Below are 23,029 nucleotides of genomic sequence, written 5' to 3' on the forward strand. Positions count from 1 at the left end.
GCGCCAACCTTCACTTCTACGGGCGAATTACCCCCGCAGAAGTCGACATAGCTACAGCGTCAGTGCATGGCCGGGACGTCAGTTCGTCCCGCTCGCACTGCCGAGGTCGGAGATCCAGCCCGACACCTTCGAGATGCCGTCGCCGATCGCCTGCCAGTAGCCCTCGCCCTGGTCGACCCAGTCCTGGAGGGGGGTCAGTTCCCAGACGAGCCAGCCGGCGACCACGATCAGCACGATCACGACCAGACAGCCCTTGAGGCAGCCGAGGCCGGGGATCCGCATCGGGTTGGCGCTGCGCTGCCGGGACTCGCGCGGCGGGCGGGGGGCCGGCTGCTGGGGCCGTTGCTGCTGCGGCGGCGCGTACTGCTGTTGCTGCGGGGGCGGTGCGTACCGCTGCTGCTGGGGCTGCGCCTGCGGCGCGTACTGCTGCTGCGGCGGGTACTGCTGCTGCCGCTGCGGCGGTCGCTGCTGCTGGCCCCTGCCGCCCTGCCCCTGGCCCTGGCCTTGGTAGCCCTGGCCCTGGCCGCCCTGCGGCGGCTGCTGGCGGTGCGGGCGGTGGCGCAGCGGGTCCTGGCTCGGGTCGAGGTACTGGACCTGCGTCTGCTCGTTGCGGTCGCGTGCCGCCTGGAGCTGGCTCTGCCAGGGGTGCGGGCCCTCGGGCTCCGCGGGCACCGGGGGCATCCCCGGCGGGTTTCCGGGCGGTGCGCCGGCCCCGGTGGACGGCATGACGCTCGTCGCGCCGTTGGGGTCGTACGAACCGGCGTTGCTCGGCAGGACCTGCGTCGGGTCGGCGGCGCCCGGCATCTCGGGCACCGTCGCGGGTGACGGGTCGGGGGCGAGCAGCGCGGCCACGCCGAGGGCGGCGTCGATCTGGGCCGGGGTGGAGTGCACCCCGATGCCGGAGGCGACGGTGCGCAGGGCCGTGGCGAGGTTGGTGGCGCTGGGCCGCTGGTCGGGGTCCTTGCGCAGGCAGCGCTCGATGACGGTCCACAGCGGTTCGGGCACGGTGCTGGGGCGGCGCGGCTCCTCGCTGAGATGGCGGTGGAGCACTTCGAGCGCGGTCGCGCCGGAGAACGGCGGGCGTCCGGTGACCAGTTCGTAGAGCAGGATGCCGGCGCCGTAGATGTCGACGGCCGAGGTCTGCGGCCGGCCTTCGGCCGATTCCGGTGCGACGTAGGCGGGCGTGCCGACGAATTCGTGGGTCCGGGTCAGCCCCGGGGAGTCGGCGAGGCGCGCGATGCCGAAGTCGGTCAGCATCGGGTGCATCTGCTCGCCGTCTATTTTGAGCAGTACGTTGGCCGGTTTCAGGTCCCGGTGCACGACGCCCTGCGCGTGGCTGGCGCCGAGCGCGTCGGCGATCTGCGCGGTGAGCAGCGAGGCGGCGACCGGGCTGAAGGGGCCGTTGTCCCTGAGGTAGCGGTGCAGGTCGGGGCCGTCGACGAGGTCCATGACCAGGGCGAGCAGATCGCCCTCCACGACCAGGTCGCGGGTGCGCACGATGTTGGGGTGGGTGAGCCGCAGCAGGACGGAGCGCTCGCGCAGGAACCGCATCACCACGTCCGCGTCGTTCGCCAGCTCCTCCTTGAGGACCTTGATCGCGACGGTCTCGCCGGGCTGGCCCGCGACGGCCGCCTCGGCGCCCGCGGTCTCCCGCTGGCTGGCCCGCCAGACGGTGCCCGTGGCGCCGCGTCCCAGCGGTTCCTCGAGCAGGTACTTGCTGCCTACCGGCCGCACGTCATGCGCTCCCTGCTGATCGTGATCGCTCCATGGTCCCCGTCGTCCAGGGTGTCCGGCCCACTTTAGTGCCGCCGAACGTGTCGTTCGTAGGTCGGAAAGACGCCGGGGCCGCCCGGATGGTTGCCGAACGGCCGTTCCCAGGGTGACAGGGATGATCCCAAGCAGGCACTTTTGCACCCACAGCCGACCAATCAAGATCACTTAATTGTGGCCCCCGGGCGTGTTGTCAGTGGCAGGTGCGAGGATGCCCCCAGCACGTGACGGGTGGAGTTGGGGATCACACCGGACGTGCCGACCTGTACCGGACGACGCGTCCGTGCGTGGTGGGGGGAATCACAGGGCAGTTCCCCTGCCGCGCACCCCGCGCAGAAGGGACCGCTGACGGCGATGCAGATCCGGCTGACCGTCCTCGCGCCGCGCAGCGGCCACGCTGTCGGGCAGGTGTGTGACGTGCTCGTCACCGCCCCCGCAGGTACGGCGCTCGCCGCCGTCGCGTCCGCTCTCGCCACCGCGGTCTCGGGTCCTGACGCATCAAATTCGGTCATTCTCTACGCGGGCCGTGAGCGGCTCGACGGGCAGCGCTGCGCCCTGGGTGAGCCGCCGCTGATCGACGGGGCCGTGCTGTCGCTCCAGGTCCCCGGTGACGACGACATCCCGACGGAGTCCGCGCCCGCCCAGCTCCATGTGGTGGCGGGGCCCGACGCGGGCGGTGTCCATCTGCTGCACGGCGGGCAGATCCGGATCGGCCGCTCGGCCGACGCAGACGTCCCGCTGGACGACCCGGACGTCTCGCGGCTGCACTGCGCGGTGACGGTCGCCGACGACGGCACGATCTCGGTCGCCGACCTCGGCTCCACGAACGGCACGGCGCTGGACGGCGTCGAGGTGGGCCGGCTGCCCGTCCCGCTGCCGCCCGGCGCGCTGCTGCGGCTCGGCGAGTCCGCGCTGCGGCTCACCAGGGGCGAGCGCGCGGTCGCGCTGCCGACCGCCCCGGACGGCGAGGGACATCTGCGCGTCGCGCGCCCCGCGGCCGAGGAGGAGGCCCGGCAGGGCCGCCCGCCGTACGGGTCCGACGCGGGCCCGGGTGCCGCGCCGGTGCCGGGCGGCCACGGCGGGGGGCGTACGGTCCCGGCGTTCAACCCCGGCTCCCCCACCGAGACCCACGGCAGCGGCACCGACTTCTCGTCGGCGGCCAGGGACGCCGCCGTTAGAGACGCGGCAGCCAGGGAAGCGGCGGCCAGGGACACGTCCGGGTGGGACACCGGCAGCAGGGACACCGGGCCGCACACCGGGCAGTACGGCAGCGCGCCGGGCTCCCCCCGGGTGCCGGAGCCGCGTATCCCCGACCCACGGGCGGGCGACGGCACACCGGCGCACAGCAGAGCGGCGGCGGCCGACCCGGCGGATCCCGCCGACGGCGCGCAGTCGCACAGCAGGGACCCGGGCTCGCGCCGCCAGGGCACGCCCACGCGCGGCACGGAGCTGTCGGAAGCGGCGGCCAGGCGGCGCGGCGGTCTCGGCGCCTGGGCGCGGCGGCTGGCCGGCGGCCGTGACGACGTACCGGAAGCGGTGCCGGGACCCCGGCGGGCCGTGTCCGAAGGCCCGGTGCGCCGGGCGGAGCTGTGGCCGGATCCGGCCGAGATCCTGCTGACGGCGCTCGGCCCCGGGCCCCGGCTCTGGGAGCGCGACAGCCGGCACCCGGAGGCGCTTGTCGTCCGGCTCGGCACGGCCGACGGACGGGACCAGGGCGCGGCGGCAGCCGTGCCGGTGACGGCCGGGCTGCGCGCCGCCGGGTCGCTCGGTCTTGCCGGGCCGAGGGAGCGGCTGACCGGCCTCGCGCGGTCGGTGGTGGCCCAGCTCGCGGCCCTGCACTCACCGTCCGATCTGGAGATCGTCCTGATCAGCACGGACCGGGCCAGGAGCGTGGAGCAGCATCGCGATGAGTGGGGCTGGCTCGGCTGGCTGCCGCATCTGCGGCCCGCCCACGGCCAGGACTGCCGGCTGCTGCTGGCCTACGACCGGGACCAGGCCGCCGCCAGGACGGCCGAGCTGTCCCGGCGTCTCGACGACGGACCGCTGGGCCCCGGCTGGGCATCGGCGTCGCCCGCCGCTGTGGCCGAGGCCGCCGCCGCGCACACCGGGCCCCGTACGGTCCTGATCGTCGACGGCGATCCCGGCTCCGCCGCGCTGCGCGAGGCGACGGCCCGGCTGGCCGGCGCCGGTTCGGCCGTCGGTATCCATCTGCTCTGCCTCGCCGAGACCCCGGCCGCCTCGTCCCTCTTCCCGATCGCGGCGGCCTACGAGGCGGCGTGCGCTGCCTCGCTGCCCTTCCGCGAGTGCGGCACGGTCGCGCTGCTGAGCGGTGATGTGGCGACGGCGCTGCGGCTGCTGCGTACGGCCGCCGTGGGCCGGGGCGGCGGCGAGGGGACGGTCGCGGTGGTGGACGCGGTCTCGCCGGCCTGGGCCGAGCGCTTCGGCCGCGCGCTGGCCCCGCTGCGTACGACCGCGGGGCCGCACGACCGGAGTCCGGCCGCCGCGCTGCCTCAATCAGCCAGGCTGCTGGACGAGTTGGGGCTCGCGAGGGCCACCCCCGCCTCGCTGATGGCGCGTTGGGCCTCGGCCGCCGACAGCACGGGCGACTGCACCGCGGTGCTGGGCGCCGGGCCGCGCGGCCCGGTGAGCGTGGATCTGACCGTGGAGGGCCCGCATCTGCTGATCGAGGGCCCGGCGGGCAGCGGCCGTACGGAACTGCTCCGCTCGGTCGCCGCCTCGCTGGCGGCTGCCGGGCGGCCCGACCGGCTCGGTCTGCTGCTGGTGGACGGCGCGGGCGGCCAGCGCGGCGGGGAAGGCCTCGGGGTCTGTACCGAACTCCCCCATGTCACCGAGCACCTGATCGCCTCCGACCCGCTGCGGATGCGGGAGTTCGCGCAGGCGCTCGGCGCCGAACTGAAGCGCAGGGCCGAGCTGTTGGGCCACCTCGACTTCGCCGAGTGGCACACCGGGCGGGAGGTCTCCGACCGGATGATCGGCCAGCGCCCGCCGAGCGACCAGCGCGGCGACATCGAGACGCCGGGCTCGGGCAGCACGATGCGGCTCAGGACGACCTCCGGCCGGACGGCGCCCGCGCAGCCCGGCGCCGCGGGCTCACCCACCCCGCTCCCCCGGCTCGTGGTCCTGGTGGACGATTTCGACGCGCTGGTGGCGCCCGCGCTCGGCAGCCCCGGCCGCCCGGCGGCGGGCTCCGTCGTACGGGCTCTTGAGGCGGTCGCCAGGGACGGCGAGCGGCTCGGGGTGCATCTGGTGGCGGCTTCCGCTTCCCCGGACCGGACGAGCGACACGGACCTCGCGCAGCGCACCCGGCTGCGGGCCGTGCTGGACGCGCCGCCCACCGCTCCGGGACCGGACGACCCGGCGCCCGGCCGGGGCAGGCTCGGCTATCCGGACGGCCGGGTGGTCCCGTTCCAGGGCGGCCGGGTCACCGGCCGGATCCCCCGTACGGCCACCCTGCGGCCGACGGTGCTGCCGCTGGAGTGGGAGCGCATGGGCGACCCGCCGACCCGGCGCCCGGTAAGGGAGTTGGGCAACGGGCCGACCGATCTGGCCCTGCTGGCCAGCGCGTTGGAGCGCGCGGCCCGCTCGGTCGACGCGGTGCCGGTCGCACCGCTGACACCGGCCCATCCGTGAAGATCGCCGGGTAAGGCCGTCGTCCACCGCAGTATTCGCGGTCGAACGGCGCGTCGAGCCACGTCACGAGCCCATTACGATCAACGAGTTGACCGCGGGCACAGTATTGCGGCCCCTGGGTACCCGGCGTAGGACTGTCGGCACGGACCGACGGCAACGCCGGTTCCGCATGCGTAGATTCGTACGCGCACGGGAGAGACGGGGAAGTAATGCGCACAACTCGTAAGGCACGCAGGGCTCTTGGCACCCGCAGAGCGGCAGTGGCACTGGTGGCCGCAGGCGCTGTGGCGCTGACCGGATGCGGTGGCTCGGACGACGACGGAGGAGGTGGCAAGGCGTCGGGCGACAGCGCGAGCAAGGAGCCGTCGGCCGCGGGCGTCCAACTGCCGAAGCTGGACGGCGTGAAGCTGGAGATCGCCGCGGTCTGGACAGGGCCCGAGCAGGCGAACTTCACCAAGGTCCTCAAGGAGTTCCAGAACAGGACAGGCGCGACGGTCACCTTCGTGCCCGCGCAGGACCCGATCGTGAACTTCCTCGGTACGAAGATCGCCGGCGGCAGCCCGCCCGATCTGGCGATGCTCCCGCAGGTCGGCGCGATCCAGCAGGCCGTGGAGAAGAAGTGGGTCAAGCCCGCGGGCCCCGAGGCCAAGGCGGAGCTGGCGAAGAACTACAGCAAGGGCTGGCAGGACCTCGGCGCCGTGGACGGCACGCAGTACGGCGTGTACTTCAAGGCCGCCAACAAGTCGCTCGTCTGGTACAACAACGCGGCCTTCCAGAACGCGGGCGCCACGGTCCCGAAGACCTGGAAGGAGTTCCTCTCGACCGCCGAGACGATCTCTGCCTCCGGTGTCACCCCGGTCTCGGTGGCGGGCGCCGACGGCTGGACCCTCACCGACTGGTTCGAGAACGTCTACCTCTCCCAGGCGGGTCCCGAGAAATACGACCAGCTCGCCCAGCACAAGATCAAGTGGACCGATCCTTCCGTCAAGGACGCGCTGACGACGCTCGGCCAGCTCTTCGGCAAGCCGAGCCTGATCTCCGGCGGCGCCGACGGCGCGCTGCAGACGGAGTTCCCCGCCTCGGTCACCCAGACCTTCACCGGTGGTGACGCGCCGAAGGCGGCCATGGTCGCCGCCGCCGACTTCGCCGGGGCGAACGTCGCCGAGACGGACGCCAAGGTCGGTACGGACGCGAAGATCTTCCCGTTCCCCGCTGCCGGCACCACGCCGCCCGTGGTCACCGGCGGTGACGCGGCCGTGGTCCTGAAGGACTCCAAGGGCGCGCAGGCGCTGCTGACCTTCCTCGCCTCGACCGACGCGGCGAAGATCTGGGCCGAGGCCGGCGGTTTCGTGTCGCCGAACAAGGCGCTGGACGGCGCCGCCTACCCCAACGACGTCCAGCGGGGCATCGCGAAGGCCCTCATCGACGCGGGTGACGACTTCCGCTTCGACATGTCCGACCAGATGCCGCAGTCGTTCGGCGGTACGCCCGGCAAGGGCGAGTGGAAGGACCTGCAGGACTTCCTGAAGAACCCGAAGGACGTCGCGGGGACCCAGCAGCAGCTGGAGTCCGACGCGGCCAAGGCGTTCAAGAGCTGACGGCATGACTGCTGTGGTCACGGAAGGCGTCGGCGAGAAGCCGGCGCCTTCCGGCGGAGGCAAACGTAAGAGCGTGACAGGCACACGTAAAACGATCGCGGTCGGCTTCCTGCTGCCCGCGCTGGTGCTGCTCGGCGCGCTCGTGGTCTACCCGATCGGGTTCTCGGTCTACCGGTCCTTCTTCGACAAGTCCGGCAGCGGTTTCGCGGGCTTCGACAACTACGTGGAGATATTCACCGACGACACGATCCTGACCGCGGTCAAGAACAATGTGATCTGGGTGATCGTGGCGCCCGTCGTGGCCACCGCCCTCGGTCTCATCTTCGCCGTGCTCACCGAACGGGTGCGCTGGGGAACGGCCTTCAAGCTGGTCATCTTCATGCCGATGGCGATCTCGATGCTCGCATCGGGCATCATCTTCCGGCTGGTCTACGAGCAGGACCCGGCGCGCGGTGTCGCCAACGCCGTCTGGGTGGGCGTGCACGACACGTTCGCCGAGTCGGCCGGCTACCCCAAGGCGCATCCGCTGCCGGTCCATCCGCTGAAGGCGGGCGGCGGCGGATCATTCGTCACCAAACAGCCGGTCGAGGCCGGCAGCCCCGTCCAGCTGCCGCTCGTCGGCGTGGCACCCGGGAAGATGCCGTCCGACGCGAAGCCCGCCGAGGCGGCCAAGCCGGCCGACGGCAAGATCACCGGTACGGCGTGGCTGGACTTCACCCCCGGTGGCGGCGGCAAGCCCAACATCATCGACAACAAGGAACTCGGCCTCAAGGGCATCAAGGTGGAGGCCGTCAAGAACGGCAAGGTCGTCGCGACGGCCACGGCCGCCGACAACGGCACCTTCAGCCTCCCCGACTCGGCGGCGGGCGCCCAACTGCGGCTGCCCGCCTCCAACTTCCGCGAGCCCTACAACGGCGTCGACTGGCTGGGGCCCAATCTGGTCACCCCCGCCATCATCGGCAGCTATCTGTGGATGTGGGCCGGGTTCGCGATGGTCCTGATCGCCGCCGGTCTCGCGGGCATGCCCCGTGAGCTGCTGGAGGCGGCGCGGGTCGACGGGGCCAACGAGTGGCAGGTGTTCCGCCGGATCACCGTGCCGCTGCTGGCGCCGGTGCTCGCCGTCGTCATGGTCACCCTGATGATCAACGTGCTGAAGATCTTCGACCTGGTCTTCATCATCGCGCCGGGCTCCTCGCAGGACGACGCGAACGTGCTGGCCCTCCAGCTCTACCGCTCGTCGTTCGGCACGGACGCCGATCTCGGCGTGGGCAGCGCCATCGCCGTCCTGCTGCTCCTGCTGGTCATCCCGGTGATGCTCTTCAACGTACGACGCATGAGAAGGGAGACGCGCCGATGACCGCGGCCGACGGTGTGGTCAAGGCGGAACAGTCCCTCCCGGCCCGGATAGCCGCCCGGCTGGGCGGTGGTGCGGTGCGCGTGGTCCTGATCCTGGTCGGCCTGTTCTGGCTGATGCCGACGATCGGGCTGCTGATCTCCTCGCTGCGTGACTCCAAGGACATCAACGCGAGCGGCTGGTGGAAGGTCTTCACCGCACCCAGTCAGCTGACCACCGAGAACTACTCACACCTCCTCGACAACGACATCATCACCAACTCGCTGCTCTCCACCGTGCTGATCACGGTCCCCGCGACGCTCCTCGTCGTGGTGATCGGGTCGCTCGCCGGCTACGCCTTCGCGTGGATGGACTTCCCGGGCCGCGACTGGTGGTTCCTGGTGGTCGTCGGACTGCTGGTGGTCCCGGTCCAGGTGGCGCTGGTCCCGGTCTCCAAACTGTTCGGCGAGATAGGCATCTTCGAGACGACCTTCGGTGTCGTGATCTTCCACGTCGCCTTCGGCCTGCCCTTCGCGATCTTCCTGCTGCGTAACTTCTTCGCGGAGATCCCGCGGGAGCTGCTGGAGGCGGCGCGGCTCGACGGGGCAGGTGAGATCCGGCTGTTCACCCGGGTCGTGATGCCGCTCGGCGGTCCGGCCATCGCCTCGCTCGGCATCTTCCAGTTCCTCTGGGTCTGGAACGACATGCTGGTCGCGCTGGTCTTCGCCGACTCGAAGAACCCGCCGATCACCGTGGCGCTGCAGCAGCAGGTACGGCAGTTCGGCAACAACGTCGACGTGCTGGCGCCCGGCGCCTTCCTGTCGATGGTGATCCCGCTGATCGTGTTCTTCGCGTTCCAGCGCCAGTTCGTCTCCGGTGTGATGGCGGGCGCCGTCAAGTAGCGGACGCGCCCTCACACATACAGGTGAGGGCTCACACCTGCGGGTGACAGTACGGGGGGCCGGTCAGGGCGACCGGTCCCCCGTATGCCATGGCCCGCGTAACCAGGCCGCCGCCCGCGCCGTTCCAGAGCCATGCCCCGGTTCAGTGTCATCGTCCCCGCCTACCAGGTCCAGGCGTACCTCACGGAGTCCCTCCGGTCGGTACTGACCCAGTCCTACGACGATCTCGAACTCATCGCCGTGGACGACTGCTCGCCCGACGCGTGCGGTGCGATCGTCGACGAGTTCGCAGCGGAGGACCGCCGGGTCGTCGCGGTCCACCTCCCCGCCAACGGCGGTCTCGGGCCCGCGCGCAACGCCGGGATCGCGCGGGCGACCGGTGACTATCTGATCTTCCTCGACGGCGACGACACGCTCGTGCCCGGCGCGCTCCAGGCGATCACGGACCGGCTCAAGGAGACGGGCGGGCCCGACGTCCTGGTCCACGACCACGCCCGTACGTACTGGACGGGCGAGAGCGTACGGGGCGGTGTCGTCGCACCGCTCACCGAGGAGGGCCCCGCCGCCTTCCAGCTCGCGAACCGGCCCGCCCTGCTGACCACGCTGCTCGCCGCCTGGAACAAGGCGTACCGGCGGGAGTTCATCGAGCGCGAGGGCGTCACCTTCCCGCCGGGCCGGCACGCGGACATCGCCTGGGCCTACCCCGTGCTGATGACGGCCGGCACGATCGCGACGCTGGACCGCGTCTGCGTACGGGACCGCAGGCACCGCACCGCGCGCGAGCGCACGCATCTGGACCTCTTCGCCCAGTACGACCGGGTCTTCGCCTTCCTCGACGAGCGGCCCGAACTCGCCCGCTGGCGCCCGGTCCTGCACCGCCGCATGCTCGACCACTTCGCGGCGCTGGCCGCGACGGAGGGCCAGATGTCACGCCGTGCCGAGTTCTTCCGCAGGGCCCGCGCCCACCACCGCCGCTACCGCACCCCCGGCGCCGCCCGGCTGCGCCACGCGCTGCTGCGGCTCGGTGCGCACCGGACGTATCTGACGCTCCGGGCCGCACGCCAACTGCGCGGCCACGCCGGGCGGTTGACCGCCGGGCTCGGCCGGCTGGCCCGTACGGCGGCGCTGCGGCTGCACTACCGCGTACAGCGGCAGCTTCCCGTACGCTCCGACCGAGCCGTGTTCGCGGCGCACGGCGGTTACGCCGGTGATCCGGCGGCCATCGAGGAGAAGGTGCGCGAGCTGGTGCCGCGCGTGCGTACCGCCTGGCTGGTGGAACCGGCGCTCCAGCACACCGTCCCCACCGGGACGCGGCGGCTGCGCCCCGGCACCTTCGGCTACTGGACGGCGCTGGCGCGCTCCCGCTACCTCGTCACCAACACCGCCCTGCCGCTGGCCAAGCGGCCCGGACAGCTCCTGCTCCAGACGCATCCGGGCACCCCGCTCAAGTCCGTCGGCCTCGACCTGCTGGACCGGCCCGCTGCGGCCGGGCCGGCCGACATCGCGCGGCTCCTGGACGACGCGGACACCTGGGACTTCTCCCTCTCGGCCAACCGCCACTCCACCCTGGTGCGGGAGAAGGCTTTCCCGGCGGGCTTCACGACGCTCGAATACGGCCACCCGCGCAACGACGTCTTCCAGCGGGCGACCGCCGCCGACGTGGCGCGGCTGCGCGAGACGCTGGGCATCCCGGAGGGGTACACCGCCGTGCTGTACGCGCCCACCCGGCGCGACTACCGGCGCAGCCACTACCTGCCGCTCGCCCTGGAGCGCGTCGTCCGGTGCCTCGGCCCGCGCTTCGTGCTGCTGACCCGGGCGCACCCCGGCTACGGCGAGCCGCTGCCGCACGCGCCGCACCCGAGGATCATCGACGTCTCGGCGCACCCGTCCGTCGAGACGCTGTGCCTGGCGTCGGACGCGCTGGTCACGGACTACTCGTCGCTGATGTTCGACTACGCCAACCTGGACCGGCCCATCGTCATCCACTGCGACGACCAGCCGGCCTACGAGGCGGCCCGGGGCACCTACTTCGACCTGCGGGCGTTCCCGCCGGGCGCGGTCGCCCGCACCGAGGACGAGCTGATCGACATCTTCACCAGCGACCACTGGCGCGGCTCGCGCTCCAGCCAGCTGCGGACGGCGTTCCGCACCCGCTTCTGTCCGTACGACGACGGGCAGGCCGCCGAGCGCGTGGTGCGCCATGTCTTCCTGGGCGAGACGGCCGGGCTGCCCGTACCGCTGCCGCAGGAGGAGCGCAGGCCGGCGCCTCGGCCGGTGTTCCTGCCGCACCAGACGCACCCGGCGCCGGCCCGTGCGGCGACGGCCTACGGGGAGAGCCGCGAGGCGCTCAGCCTCGACTGAGCGCGGCCACCGCCGACGACGCCAGGTCGTCGAGATAGCCCTTGGGCAGCTTGTTGCGCACCACCACGAGCCGCCAGTACAGCGGCCCGACCGTCAGGTCCAGCAGCCGGTCGGGCTCCGTGGCCGCGGGCAGCTCGCCGCGCTCGACCGCCTCACGGACGATGACGGCGGCGATGCCGCGCTGGCCGTCCGTGAGGGCCGCCTTGATGGTGTCGGCGATCTCGGGGTGCCGGGCCGACTCCACCAGCAGATCGGGAATGACCTGCGAGGCCACCGGGTGGCGCAGCGCGTGCGAGCCCACTTCCAGCAGCGCGCGCACGTCCCCGTAGAGCGATCCGGTCGCCGGGGCGGGCAACCCCTGGTCGGCGAAGACGGACATCAGGTCGAGGACCAGCGCCAGTTTGGACTTCCAGCGGCGGTAGACGGCCGTCTTGCCGACACCCGCCCTGCGCGCGATGCCCTCGATCGACATCCGGGCGAATCCGACGGCTGCCAGCTCCTCGAAGACGGCGGCGCGGATGGCGTCGGTCACGTCTTCCCGGAGCACGGCTGCTCCTGCGGGGACGCGGCGTGAGGTGCGCGGGTCCGGGCTCATAGGACTTGAGCATACCTTGACGACGGAACGGTTGCGTTGCGACGTAAAACCGTCCTACTCTCAGCGTTGCGACGATACGGATCCGTTCCATCGCAACATCCGTCACTCCCGGCCGTCGCCCGCGAAGACTCAGCTACGTCGAAAGCGACTCCAGTGAGCGAGACGATCGCACGGACCCATCCCCCCACCCCGCCACGGCCCGCAACGGCCGACGAGGAACTGGACCCGGCGGCGCTGGCCGCGAAGTACGGTCTGTCCGTCAGCGGGGCCCGCCCGACGCTGACCAGCTACGCACGGCAGCTGTGGTCACGGCGGCACTTCATCACCGCCTTCGCCACGGCGAAGCTGACGGCGCAGTACAGCCAGGCGAAGCTCGGCCAGATCTGGCAGATCATGACGCCGCTGCTCAACGCGCTGGTCTACTACTTCATCTTCGGGGTGCTGCTCGGCACCAAGAAGGGCGTCGAGGACTTCATCCCGTTCCTGGTGACGGGCGTGTTCATCTGGAGCTTCATCTCCAGCGCCGTCACCGCCGGCACCCGGGCGATCTCGTCCAACACCGGGCTCGTACGGGCCCTGCACTTCCCGCGCGCCGCGCTGCCGATCTCGCTGGCGCTGCAACAGCTCCAGCAGCTGCTCTTCTCGCTCTGCGCGCTGTTCGCGATCCTGCTCGCCTTCGGGCAGTACCCGACCTTCAGCTGGCTGCTTGCCGTGCCGGCGCTGCTGTTCATGTCGATGTTCGCGACGGGCCTGTCGATGATCGTGGCGCGGCTCGGCGCGAAGACGCCGGACATCGCGCAGCTCACGCCGTTCGTGCTGCGCACGTGGATGTACATCTCCGGCGTGATGTACAGCATCGACAACGTGATCGACAAGGTGCCGCACGCGGTCGGCGTGGCCCTGGACTGCAACCCGACAGCGATCTACATCGACCTGATGCGCTACGCGCTGATCAGCAGCTTCGGCCCCGACAAGCTGCCGCCGCACGTGTGGCCGCTGGCCTTCGGCTGGGCGGTGCTGCTGGGATTCGGCGGGTTCCTGTTCTTCTGGAAGGCCGAGGAGGAGTACGGACGTGGCTGAGACGACGCCCAACGACACGTTCCCGGCCGACCGGGTCCCCACCGTCATCGTGGACGACGTCCACATCACGTACAAGGTGCACGGCACCCGGGGCGGCAGAGGGGCCGCGACCTCCGCCCTCAGCCGGATCGTCTCGCGGCGCGGCGCCCCCGGCGTGCGGGAGGTGCTGGCGGTACGCGGGGTGAGCTTCGCCGCGTACAAGGGCGAGGCCATCGGGCTCATCGGCTCCAACGGCTCGGGCAAGTCGACCCTGCTCAAGGCGGTGGCCGGACTGCTGCCGCCGTCGCGGGGCAAGATCTACACCCAGGGCCAGCCCTCGCTCCTCGGCGTCAACGCGGCGCTCATGGGCGATCTGACCGGCGAACGAAACGTGGTGCTCGGCGGGCTCGCGATGGGCATGTCGCGCCAGCAGGTGCGCGAACGCTACGACGACATCGTGGAGTTCTCCGGGATCAACGACAAGGGCGACTTCATCTCGCTGCCGATGCGCACCTACTCCTCGGGCATGGGCGCCCGGCTGCGGTTCTCCATCGCCGCGGCCAAGAACCACGAGGTGCTGCTCATCGACGAGGCCCTGTCGACCGGCGACGCCAGGTTCCAGAAGCGCAGCAAGGAGCGGATCGAGGAACTGCGCGAGGAGGCCGGCACGGTCTTCCTCGTCAGCCACAGCAACAAGACGATCACCGAGACGTGTGACCGCGCCCTGTGGCTGGAGTCGGGGACGCTGCGCATGGACGGCCCGGCGGCGGACGTCGTCGCGGCGTACGAGCAGTTCACCGGCGGGCCCGCCGCAGCGGGCAAGAAGAAGAAATAGCGACAAAACGGTCTAGGCTGCCGGTCGATGACAAACCGTCGGACCGGCACGACCGGCATCCCAGTCCCCGTTTCCGTAGCGCCGCCGCCCGGCTTCGGGCCGCTGCTGACCGTCGGTTTCGACGGCAGGCCGGCCGCCGCAGGCGCGCGCCCCTGGCTCGCGCTCGGCGGGGTCTGGGCGGTGACCAGGGCGGCGATGGCCGTCCTGCTCGTCCAGGACGACCTCGGCGGTGGCGGGGTCAGCGCCGAGGTGTACGACCTCTACCGGGGCTGGTACGGGCAGCTCAGCCACGGCGCTTTCCCTTCGGGCGACGCCAGTTGGCAGTACCCGCCGGGGGCGGGCGCCGTGCTCCTGTCGCCCGCGCTGCTGCCGTGGTTCACGTACTTCCAGGCGTTCGTCGCGCTGACGCTGCTCGCCGACGCGGTCGTCACCTGCGCGCTCGCCCGTGCGGGCCGCGGCTCGGGATCACCGCTCGACGGGGCCTGGGCCGACCAGGCGGGCGCGGGCGCCGGCGCCGCGGGGGCCTGGCTGTGGGTGTGCGGGCTGCCGCTGCTGCTGCACATCCCGCTCGCCCGGTACGACGTGCAGGTCACCGCGCTCGCCGTCCTCGCCCTGCTGGCGCAGCGCCGCCGGCCGCGGCTCGGCGGCACGCTCGCCGGGATCGGCGCGCTGGCGAAGGTCTGGCCGGTGCTGACCCTGCTGGGCACGGCCCCCGGCCGCACCACCCGGGCGGTGTGGACATCGGCGGCGGTCAGCGCGGGCGCGCTGTTCGCGGTGCTGGCGCTCTTCTTCTCGCACCCGCTGGACTTCCTGCGGCAGCAGGACGGCCGCGGCGTGCAGATCGAGTCGGTCGGCGGCACGGCCCTGTCGCTGGCGAAGCTGGCCGGCTGGTCCGGCACGGTCTCCTACCGGTACGGGGCCTTCGAGTTCACCGGACCCCAGGTGCCGGACGTGGCCAGGGCTGCGCTGCTGCTGACCGCGCTCGCCTTCTGCTGGCTGCTGCTGTGGCGGGTGCGGGCGGCGCGCTGGACGGCGGCCACGCCCTTCGACGCGGCACTGACCGCCGTACTGCTGTTCACCGTCACCAGCCGGGTGATCAGCCCGCAGTATCTGATCTGGCTGCTGGGCCTGGCAGCGGTCTGCCTCACCTCACGGCACACCACCCAGCGCCCGGTGGCCCTGCTCCTGCTGCCCGCCTCGGCGCTGAGCGCACTCGCCTTCCCGCTGCTCTACGGGGACGTCATGGCGGTCACCCCGCTCGGCTGCGCGGTCGTGGCGACCAGGAACGCACTCCTGCTGGCCGCGACGGCACTGTCCTGCCGCCGGCTGTGGGCGGGCGGTCGCCCGCGTAAGGAACTGGGCCTGCACCTGCGCTGACGGAGCAGCACCGACAGGGGAAAAGCGGAAGGCGCCCGGCGGTGTGCCGGGCGCCTCCCCTCGCGTCAGCTGTGGGTGCGCAGCAGCGTCCGCATCGTGCGCATCGCGACCGACAGGTTCGCCAGGTCGAACGAGTCCGAGCTCTGGATCTCCTCCAGCGTCGAACGCGAACGGCCCAGGATCGCCGCGTTCTTCTCCTCCCAGGCCTTGAACCGCTCCTCGGGGCTGGCACTCGCGTCACCGGCCGACAGCACGTCCGCCGTCAGCGCGGCGTGCGCCGAGTACAGGTCCTCGCGGATGGAGGCGCGGGCCATGGACTGCCAGCGGTCCGCGCGCGGCAGCTCGATGATCCTGTCCATCAGCTGACTGATCCGCAGCCGGTCCCCGAGGTCGTAGTACACCTCGGCGACATCCAGCGGGTCCTGCTCGGTGCGCTCGGCGATGGCGACGATGTCGAGCGTCGGGAAGGCCGAGGAGAACCCGGCCACCCGCAGGGCCAGTTCCTCCGGGACCCCGGCCCCTGTCAGCTCCTCCAGGAGCTTCTGGTACCACTCCAGCTCGGCACCGAGCAGCAGCGTGGGCAGCTTCGCCCAGACCCGCGCGACGCCCTCGGCGAAGAACTCGATCGTCCCTGCGATCTCCAGCGGCTGCGGCCTGTTGCCCAGCAGCCAGCGCGTACCGCGCTCGACGAGCCGGCGCGAGTGCAGCCTGATCCGGGTCTGGACGCCGGCGTCGACCTTGTTGTCCAGCGCCTCGACCTCGTCCCAGACCCCGCTCAGACCGAAGATCTCCCTGGCCGCCGTCTGGGCCCTGACGATCTCCTCGATCGAGGCGCCCGTCTCCTCCCGCAGCCGGTGCAGGAAGGTCGAACCGCCGGAGTTGACGGTGTCGTTGACGAGCACCGTCGTGACGATCTCGCGGCGCAGCGCGTGCGCGTCGATCTGCTCGGCGTACCGCTCCTGGAGCGGCACCGGGAAGTACGCGTGCAGCAGCTTGCGCAGGTACGGGTCGTCGGGGAGCCCGGTGTGGATCAGCTCGTCCGCGACGGTGATCTTGGTGTAGGCGAGCAGCACCGCCAGCTCGGGCTGGGAGAGCCCCTTGCCCGCGCTGAGCAGTTCGCGCACCTGCCGGTCGGTGGGCAGGAACTCCAGCGCCCTGTTGAGGTGTCCGTCCCTGCTCAGCCGGCGCATGTAGCGCTGGTGGGCGTGGAGGAGCGAGGGCGACTGGGCGACGGCGTTGGCGAGGGCCGTGTTCTGCGCGTAGTTGTTGCGCAGCACGAGCCCGCCGACCTCGTCGGTCATCGCCGCGAGCAGCTTGTTGCGCTGCTTGACGGTCATGTCACCGCTGGTGACCAGGCCGTTGAGCAGGATCTTGATGTTCACCTCGTGGTCGGAGGTGTCCACGCCCGCGCTGTTGTCGATGGCGTCGGTGTTGACCTTGCCGCCCTCGCCGCCCGCCCCGCGCCGGGCGAACTCGATCCGGCCGAGCTGGGTCAGACCGAGGTTGCCGCCCTCGCCGACGACCTTCGCCCGCAGGTCCTCGCCGTTGACCCGGATCGCGTCGTTGGCCTTGTCGCCGACGTCCGCGTGGGTCTCGGTCGTGGCCTTCACATACGTACCGATGCCGCCGTTCCACAGCAGGTCGACCGGGGCCTGGAAGATCGCCTTCATCAGGTCGGCCGGCGTCAGCTTCGTGACCCCTTCGTCGATACCGAGGGCCTCACGCACCTGCGCGTTGACCGGGATCGACTTGGCCGTACGGGGATGGATACCGCCGCCCTGCGACAGCAGCTTCTTGTCGTAGTCGGCCCAGGACGAGCGCGGCAGCTCGAAGAGCCGGCGGCGCTCCGCGTACGACGTCGCGGCGTCCGGCTTCGGGTCGATGAAGATGTGCCGGTGGTCGAAGGCGGCGACCAGCCGGATGTGCTCGGAGAGCAGCATCCCGTTGCCGAACACGTCACCGGACATGTCGCCGACGCCGACGACCGTGAAGTCCTCGGACTGCACGTCGTGGCCCAGCTCGCGGAAGTGCCGCTCGACGGACTCCCAGGCGCCGCGGGCCGTGATGCCCATGCCCTTGTGGTCGTAGCCGGCGCTGCCGCCGGAGGCGAAGGCGTCACCGAGCCAGAAGTTGTACGCGACGGCGACTTCGTTGGCGATGTCGGAGAAGCTGGCCGTGCCCTTGTCGGCGGCGACGACCAGATAGGTGTCGTCCTCGTCGTGCCGGACCACGTCGGTCGGCGGCACGACCTCGCCCGCCACGAGATTGTCCGTGATGTCGAGCAGCGCCGAGATGAAGATCTTGTACGAGGCGATGCCCTCGGCCAGCCAGGCGTCCCGGTCCTCGGCCGGGTCGGGCAGCTGCTTGGCGACGAAGCCGCCCTTGGCGCCGACCGGCACGATCACGGTGTTCTTCACCATCTGGGCCTTGACCAGGCCAAGGATCTCCGTACGGAAGTCCTCACGCCGGTCGGACCAGCGCAGCCCGCCACGGGCGACCTTGCCGAAGCGCAGATGGACGCCCTCGACGCGCGGCGAGTACACCCAGATCTCGTACGCGGGACGCGGCGCCGGCAGGTCGGGGATGGCCTGCGGGTCGAACTTCACCGAGACGTAGCTGTGCTGCTTGCCGTCGTCCCTGAGCTGGAAGAAGTTGGTCCGCAGCGTGGCCTTGATGAGGGTGAGGAACGAGCGCAGGATCCGGTCCTCGTCCAGGCTCGCGACCTGGTCGAGGGCTCCGTCCAGCTCCTCCATCACACCGTCGATCAGCTCCGTGCCGGCGCGCTGGCGGCCCGGCGACATCCGGGCCTCGAAGAGCGAGACGAGCAGCCGGGCGGTGTGGACGTTGTTGCAGAGGGTGTCCTCCATGTAGTCCTGGCTGAACGTGGACCCGGACTGGCGCAGGTACTTCGCGTAGGCCCGCAGGACCATCGCCTGGCGCCAGTTGAGGCCCGCCCGCAGGACGAGGGAGTTGAAGCCGTCGTTCTCCGCGGCGCCGGTCCACACGGCCGCGAAGGCGTCCTGGAACCGCTCGCGCGCGTCCTCGGCGAGATGGGCGCTGCCCGCCGCGCTCTTGGGCAGCCGCAGACCGAAGTCGTAGATCCAGGCGAGGGAGCGGTCGGTGCAGCGCAGCTCGTACGGGCGCTCGTCGACGACCTCGACACCGAGGCGCTGGAGGACCGGCAGGACGGCGGAGAGCGAGACCTGCTCACCCGTCCGGTAGATCTTGAAGCGGCGCTCGTCGGCGGCGGCGCCGACGGGCTCGTACAGCGAGAGGGCGAAGTCCTTCTCGGTCCTGGCGAGCGCTTCGAGATGGACGAGGTCGGCGACGGCCGAGCGCGGCGAGTGGTCGGCCTTGTACCCCTCGGGGAACGCGTTCCCGTAGCTGCGCAGCAGCCCCGCCGCGCGCTCCTCGCCGCATTCGGCGTTCAGCGCGTCGGCGAAGGCGTCGGCCCAGGAGCGGGCGGCCTCGACGAGCCTGGCCTCGATGCGGTCGGCGTCGGCCTCGGTCAGTTCCGTCAGCTCGGTGCCGGTCGGTACGCGCACGACGAAGTGCAGCCGGGAGAGGATCGACTCGGTGTTCCAGGCGGTGAAGTCGACGCTGGTGCCGCCGAGTTCGTCCTTGAGGATGTCGATGAGCCGCAGCCGGACCCCGGTGGTGTAGCGGTCGCGCGGCAGATAGATCAGGGCGGAGTAGTAGCGCCCGTACTCGTCCTGGCGGAGGAAGAGCCGCAGCCGCCTGCGCTCCTGGAGGTACAGCACGCTCGTGGCGATGGTCCGCAGCTGGTCGGCGGGCGTCTGGAACAGCTCGTCGCGCGGGTACGTCTCCATGATCTGCATCAGGTCGCGGCCATCATGGCTGTTCGGGGAGAACCCCGCGCCTTCCAGCACCTCGGCGACCTTGCGGCGGACCACCGGCACCCGGCGTACGGACTCGATGTACGCGGCGGACGAGAACAGCCCGAGGAACCGGCGCTCCCCGATGACGTTGCCCTTGGAGTCGAACTTCTTGACGCCCACGTAGTCGAGGTAGCTGGGGCGGTGCACGGTGGCGCGGCTGTTGGCCTTGGTGAGGATGAGCAGATTGTGCTCGCGGGCCTTGGCACGGGCGTCGGCGGGCAGCCTGCTGAAGGAGTGGCTGGCCGGGTGGTCCTCGTCGTCGCCGTGCTGCGGGTCGGCGCGCAGGATGCCGAGGCCGGTGCCCGCCACCGCGGTCAGCGCGTCGGCCTCGGTCAGCTCGTACTCGCGGTAGCCGAGGAAGGTGAAGTGGTCGGCGGCGAGCCAGCGGAGCAGTTCGCCCGCCTCCTCGACCTCTTCCGCGCGCAGATCGTCGGCCATCGGCTCGCCGGGCAGCTCCTCGGCGACGCGCAGCGCGGCTTCGCGCATCTTCTCCCAGTCCTCGACGGCCTCGCGGACGTCGGACAGGACGCGCAGCAGATCGGCGGTCATCTGCTTGAGGTCGGCGCGGTCGGTCTCGCGGTCGACCTCGACATGGATCCAGGACTCGACGTGGGTGTCGTGCGGGCGCTGTGTCCCGGGCGGCAGACCGCCGGGCAGCACCTCCAGCAGCTTGCCGGTGATGTCGCGGCGCACGGTGATCTGCGGGTGCACGACGGCGTGGATGCCTCGGCCCTGGCGGGAGAGTTCGTTGGTGACGGAGTCCACGAGGAAGGGCATGTCGTCGGTCACGACCTCGACGACGGAGTGCGAGCAGAGCCAGCCGTCCTCCTCGACGGTCGGCGTGTGCACCCGTACGTTGGCCGTGCCCTGGGGGCGATTCTCGGCCAGTCGGTAGTGGGAGAGCGCGGCCCCGAAGACGTCGACCGGGTCGCGGTCGGCCAGGTCCTCCTGGGCCGTGTGCAGGTAGTAGCGCTGGAGGTAGGCGAACAGCGTGTCCTCGCCGGGTCCGCCCCCGCTGTCGGTTCCCCCCGCCGGGCTGTTCTCAGCGACCCGGGCCGCCCGGGTGAGCAGTTCGGCCTTGGCTTCGTCCAGCTTGGTCTGCATGTTCTTCTCTGGCTCCTGTCGCGCGCCGTTGCGTGACGTCGGTGAAAGAAGCGGCACGACGCCACGACGCGGGGTTTCCGGTCGGGGACGACGTTATGCCGCGATGAGAGATGTCCGGGACGTTATTGGCCAATTTTGGCTTCGGGTCCGGATCCGGGGGACCAGCGATCACCCGGACGCTGTGGCGCTCCGGGCGTGCACCGGGGGCTTCGCTGCCCCCTCGGCGTATCGCGCTGATCACGGCCCCAAGGCTATCCCTCTTCACAGGGGCGCGGTCACGAGCCGCATGTGTACAAAAGCGGGCCCGAACTTTGACACTCTGGACAGCGACACGGAGTCGGGCGCGTCCCGTCCGGCACACCGCCCGGAGGCGGTCGACCGGCGACCGGCCGGCGGCTCCCGCCGGCCGGTCGAGGCGAACGGCTCAGCTCGCCAGGCGCAGGGCCGTGTCCACGGCTTCCCTCAGGCTGTCCACGACCGGCACCCCCGCGGCCTCCAGGCTCGCCCTGCTGTTCGAGCCCCCGGTGTACAGGACGGCGCGCGCGCCCACGTGCTCGGCGGCCAGCGCGTCGTCCAGCGCGTCCCCGATCACGACCGTCCGCGTGGCCGATATGGCGCCGCCCTCGGCGAGCGCGGCCAGATGGCGCTCCATGTGCTCGGCCTTGCTGCCGCCCGACGGTCCCGTACGCCCGTCGACCCGGACGAAGTGCCCCTCGATCCCGTGGCCCCGGACCACCGGCACCAGCTCCTCGTGCCCGTACATGCTCAGCAGCGACTGGCTGCGGCCCGCCGCCCGCCACTGTGTCAGCAGCTCCTCGACACCCTGGGTGAGCCCGCAGGCGGCGCGCCGCTCCGTGTAGTGGCGATGGAAGGTCTCGTCCATGAGCAGCCATTCGGCCGCCGTGGGACGGCGGCCCATCAGCCGCTCGTAGAAGACCGGCACCGGTACGCAGTACAGCTCGCGGTAGCGGTCGAGGGTGATCGTCTCCAGACCGATCTCGGCGAACGCGGCGTTGGTCGCGCCGATGATCGCCTGCATGTCGTCGAACAGCGTGCCGTTCCAGTCCCAGACCAGATGTGTGGTGTGCGTCCCCATGCCGAAAACGGTACCGGCAGGGTCTGACAGCGGGCACCCGGGCGGGCGGGTCAGGCGATGAGGTTGGGGATCTCCTGGACGCCGTACCAGAGCAGTTCGTGGTCCTCGGCGCCGTCGACGGTGAAGCGGGCGTCGTCGTCGCCGTGGTCCGCGGCGCCGAGCGCCGCAGCGGCCGCTGTCACGTCCGCGTCCGCCTCGTCCGCGTCGACGTGCACGGCGGCCGCGGCCGTCATCGACACGGCGGCGGCGATCCGCACCTCGCCGAGCGCGGCTGCGTCCAGCCCCCGGTCGGGGTCGGAGACCGCTTCCCTGTCCGGTACGTCGACGGCGACGACCACGCGCCGGCGCGCGATGTCGGGGGCGGCGGCGAGCCGGCGCAGCGAGGCCGCCGCGGCCCGGTTGAGGGCCGCGTACTCCAGCTCCTCGATGTCGTCGGAGACGTACCACTCGCGCAGTCCCGGGGTCACGGCGTAGGCGGTCAGCGGTCCGGGGCCCAGCTCGCCCGTCTTGTGCGCCTCGGCGAGGCCGGGAAGCGTCAGGGGGACGTAGACGCGCATGAGCGGACCGCTTTCGTAGTCTTTCGTGGCCGGGTGGAACGCCGGAAGAACGTCTAAGGATACGTGCGACGGTCCCTCTTCGGGGTGACGCGGACGGAGCACCCCGGCGTCCACCGGGTGCCGCGTCCGGCCCTCGGGCCTGGCCCGATACGGCGGTCCCGCCACTCGGATAGGTGATACTGCCCGGCCTTGCTCCGTGCGCGCACCGGCCTTGCGATGCTCCCTCCGCGCCCCGTAGAAGATGCCCACACAAGTTACCGCCCGGTATTCGGCCGGGCGGGCAGAACGGGGGCGATCTGCGTGAGCACGACAGGCACCAACAACCGAACCGACAACCGGTCCGACAACCGACCCGGCACCCGCACCGGCGGCGCCGACGCCACGGCGGCGCGGGTGGTCGCGGGAGCGCGGCCCCCGGGCCGGCGCGATCCGCGCAGGCCCGGCACCGGATCCCCGCGGCGGCGCCCGCACCTCCCGCCGCACCAGCTGTTCGCCGAGCGGCTGCTCGCCGTCCTCAGCGGCCGGAAGCCGGTGCACTGGATGCTCGGCCAGACGGTCGGCGAAGCGTACGAGCAGCTTGTCCTGCTCGCACCCGGCACCCCGCTCAGGGCGACCGGCACCCTGCCGGTGGTCAGGGCCTGCCGGGGCTTCTCGCCACGCGACGGCGTCATCGAGGCGGCCGCCAGCATCGCGGCGGGCGAGCAGGTGCGGGCCATGGCCTTCCGGCTGGAACAGGGCGCCGATCTGCGCTGGCGCTGCGCGGCGGTGGAGATCGGCGGCGTACGGGTCTGATCCGGCCCGACCGGCTCGGACCGGTCGGGCCGGCGCCCGAGGGCCCGGGAACAGACCACAGGGCCGGGACACGCCCCGAAGGACGTGCGCCCGGCCCTGT

Annotated in this window: 14 protein-coding genes; 9 read left to right on the forward strand and 5 right to left on the reverse strand. The window is 71.7% G+C overall.

What is annotated here, in order from left to right; translation table 11 throughout:
- Positions 1 to 78: 78 nt before the first annotated feature.
- Positions 79 to 1,734: a serine/threonine-protein kinase gene (locus OHS57_RS14520; RefSeq protein WP_328582208.1), complete on the reverse strand. Its 1,656-nt coding sequence runs from the start codon at positions 1,732 to 1,734 to the stop codon at positions 79 to 81.
- A gap of 390 nt (positions 1,735 to 2,124) precedes the next feature.
- Here OHS57_RS14520 and OHS57_RS14525 point away from each other — a divergent pair, with 390 nt between their 5' ends.
- The 5 genes from OHS57_RS14525 (at position 2,125) to OHS57_RS14545 (ending at position 11,615) form a co-directional block, all read left to right on the forward strand.
- On the forward strand, positions 2,125 to 5,421 hold the full coding sequence (locus tag OHS57_RS14525) for an FtsK/SpoIIIE domain-containing protein (protein WP_328582209.1): 3,297 nt from the start codon (positions 2,125 to 2,127) through the stop codon (positions 5,419 to 5,421).
- A gap of 209 nt (positions 5,422 to 5,630) precedes the next feature.
- Positions 5,631 to 7,019 (forward strand): ABC transporter substrate-binding protein, encoded by a 1,389-nt coding sequence (locus tag OHS57_RS14530; RefSeq protein ID WP_328582210.1) that lies wholly within the window; start codon positions 5,631 to 5,633, stop codon positions 7,017 to 7,019.
- 4 nt (positions 7,020 to 7,023) lie between these two features.
- Positions 7,024 to 8,376 carry a carbohydrate ABC transporter permease gene (locus OHS57_RS14535; protein ID WP_328582211.1) on the forward strand — a complete coding sequence of 451 codons (1,353 nt, stop codon included), beginning with the start codon at positions 7,024 to 7,026 and terminating at the stop codon, positions 8,374 to 8,376.
- A complete protein-coding gene (locus OHS57_RS14540) occupies positions 8,373 to 9,254 on the forward strand; it encodes a carbohydrate ABC transporter permease (protein WP_328582212.1) in 882 nt (293 codons plus the stop codon). The genes OHS57_RS14535 and OHS57_RS14540 overlap by 4 nt, the downstream gene beginning before the upstream one ends.
- 132 nt (positions 9,255 to 9,386) lie before the next feature.
- On the forward strand, positions 9,387 to 11,615 hold the full coding sequence (locus OHS57_RS14545; RefSeq protein ID WP_328582213.1) for a bifunctional glycosyltransferase/CDP-glycerol:glycerophosphate glycerophosphotransferase: 2,229 nt from the start codon (positions 9,387 to 9,389) through the stop codon (positions 11,613 to 11,615).
- On the opposite strand, the gene OHS57_RS14550 is transcribed toward OHS57_RS14545, so the two are convergent.
- Entirely contained in the window at positions 11,602 to 12,210 is a 609-nt protein-coding gene (locus OHS57_RS14550) for a TetR/AcrR family transcriptional regulator (protein ID WP_328582214.1), read from the reverse strand. The genes OHS57_RS14545 and OHS57_RS14550 overlap by 14 nt on opposite strands.
- 153 nt (positions 12,211 to 12,363) lie before the next feature.
- Between OHS57_RS14550 and OHS57_RS14555 the strand changes: the two genes are divergently transcribed.
- From OHS57_RS14555 to OHS57_RS14565, 3 genes are read left to right on the forward strand one after another with little or no spacing between them, the layout of a single operon-like run.
- Positions 12,364 to 13,290, forward strand: a complete 927-nt coding sequence (locus tag OHS57_RS14555) for an ABC transporter permease (RefSeq protein ID WP_041989092.1) — start codon at positions 12,364 to 12,366, stop codon at positions 13,288 to 13,290.
- Positions 13,283 to 14,104 (forward strand): ABC transporter ATP-binding protein, encoded by an 822-nt coding sequence (locus tag OHS57_RS14560; RefSeq protein WP_328582215.1) that lies wholly within the window; start codon positions 13,283 to 13,285, stop codon positions 14,102 to 14,104. The genes OHS57_RS14555 and OHS57_RS14560 overlap by 8 nt, the downstream gene beginning before the upstream one ends.
- Before the next feature lie 27 nt (positions 14,105 to 14,131).
- Positions 14,132 to 15,481 (forward strand): glycosyltransferase family 87 protein, encoded by a 1,350-nt coding sequence (locus OHS57_RS14565; protein WP_328582216.1) that lies wholly within the window; start codon positions 14,132 to 14,134, stop codon positions 15,479 to 15,481.
- Between the two features lie 65 nt (positions 15,482 to 15,546).
- Here OHS57_RS14565 and OHS57_RS14570 read toward each other — a convergent pair whose 3' ends face one another.
- The 3 genes from OHS57_RS14570 to OHS57_RS14580 all read right to left on the reverse strand — a co-directional run bounded on the left by OHS57_RS14570 (position 15,547) and on the right by OHS57_RS14580 (position 22,137).
- Positions 15,547 to 20,484: an NAD-glutamate dehydrogenase gene (locus OHS57_RS14570; protein ID WP_328582217.1), complete on the reverse strand. Its 4,938-nt coding sequence runs from the start codon at positions 20,482 to 20,484 to the stop codon at positions 15,547 to 15,549.
- Positions 20,485 to 20,908: 424 nt separating this feature from the next.
- Complete coding sequence (locus tag OHS57_RS14575) at positions 20,909 to 21,580, reverse strand: HAD family hydrolase (protein WP_041989088.1); 672 nt, start codon at positions 21,578 to 21,580, stop codon at positions 20,909 to 20,911.
- A gap of 50 nt (positions 21,581 to 21,630) precedes the next feature.
- Positions 21,631 to 22,137 (reverse strand): DUF6912 family protein, encoded by a 507-nt coding sequence (locus OHS57_RS14580; RefSeq protein ID WP_328582218.1) that lies wholly within the window; start codon positions 22,135 to 22,137, stop codon positions 21,631 to 21,633.
- A gap of 393 nt (positions 22,138 to 22,530) precedes the next feature.
- Between OHS57_RS14580 and OHS57_RS14585 the strand changes: the two genes are divergently transcribed.
- Complete coding sequence (locus OHS57_RS14585; protein WP_328585062.1) at positions 22,531 to 22,929, forward strand: Rv3235 family protein; 399 nt, start codon at positions 22,531 to 22,533, stop codon at positions 22,927 to 22,929.
- The last annotated feature ends 100 nt before the right edge of the window (positions 22,930 to 23,029 follow it).

This window comes from Streptomyces sp. NBC_00370 (assembly GCF_036084755.1).
Classification (GTDB): Bacteria; Actinomycetota; Actinomycetes; order Streptomycetales; family Streptomycetaceae; genus Streptomyces.

Bases quoted from the DNA above. Each gene is read 5' to 3' on its own strand.
- OHS57_RS14525 (WP_328582209.1), top strand. From the start codon at position 2,125: ATGCAGATCCGGCTGACCGTCCTCGCGCCGCGCAGCGGCCACGCTGTC.
- OHS57_RS14530 (WP_328582210.1), top strand. From the start codon at position 5,631: ATGCGCACAACTCGTAAGGCACGCAGGGCTCTTGGCACCCGCAGAGCG.
- OHS57_RS14535 (WP_328582211.1), top strand. From the start codon at position 7,024: ATGACTGCTGTGGTCACGGAAGGCGTCGGCGAGAAGCCGGCGCCTTCC.
- OHS57_RS14540 (WP_328582212.1), top strand. From the start codon at position 8,373: ATGACCGCGGCCGACGGTGTGGTCAAGGCGGAACAGTCCCTCCCGGCC.
- OHS57_RS14545 (WP_328582213.1), top strand. From the start codon at position 9,387: ATGCCCCGGTTCAGTGTCATCGTCCCCGCCTACCAGGTCCAGGCGTAC.
- OHS57_RS14550 (WP_328582214.1), bottom strand. From the start codon at position 12,210: ATGAGCCCGGACCCGCGCACCTCACGCCGCGTCCCCGCAGGAGCAGCC.
- OHS57_RS14565 (WP_328582216.1), top strand. From the start codon at position 14,132: ATGACAAACCGTCGGACCGGCACGACCGGCATCCCAGTCCCCGTTTCC.
- OHS57_RS14570 (WP_328582217.1), bottom strand. From the start codon at position 20,484: ATGCAGACCAAGCTGGACGAAGCCAAGGCCGAACTGCTCACCCGGGCG.
- OHS57_RS14575 (WP_041989088.1), bottom strand. From the start codon at position 21,580: ATGGGGACGCACACCACACATCTGGTCTGGGACTGGAACGGCACGCTG.
- OHS57_RS14580 (WP_328582218.1), bottom strand. From the start codon at position 22,137: ATGCGCGTCTACGTCCCCCTGACGCTTCCCGGCCTCGCCGAGGCGCAC.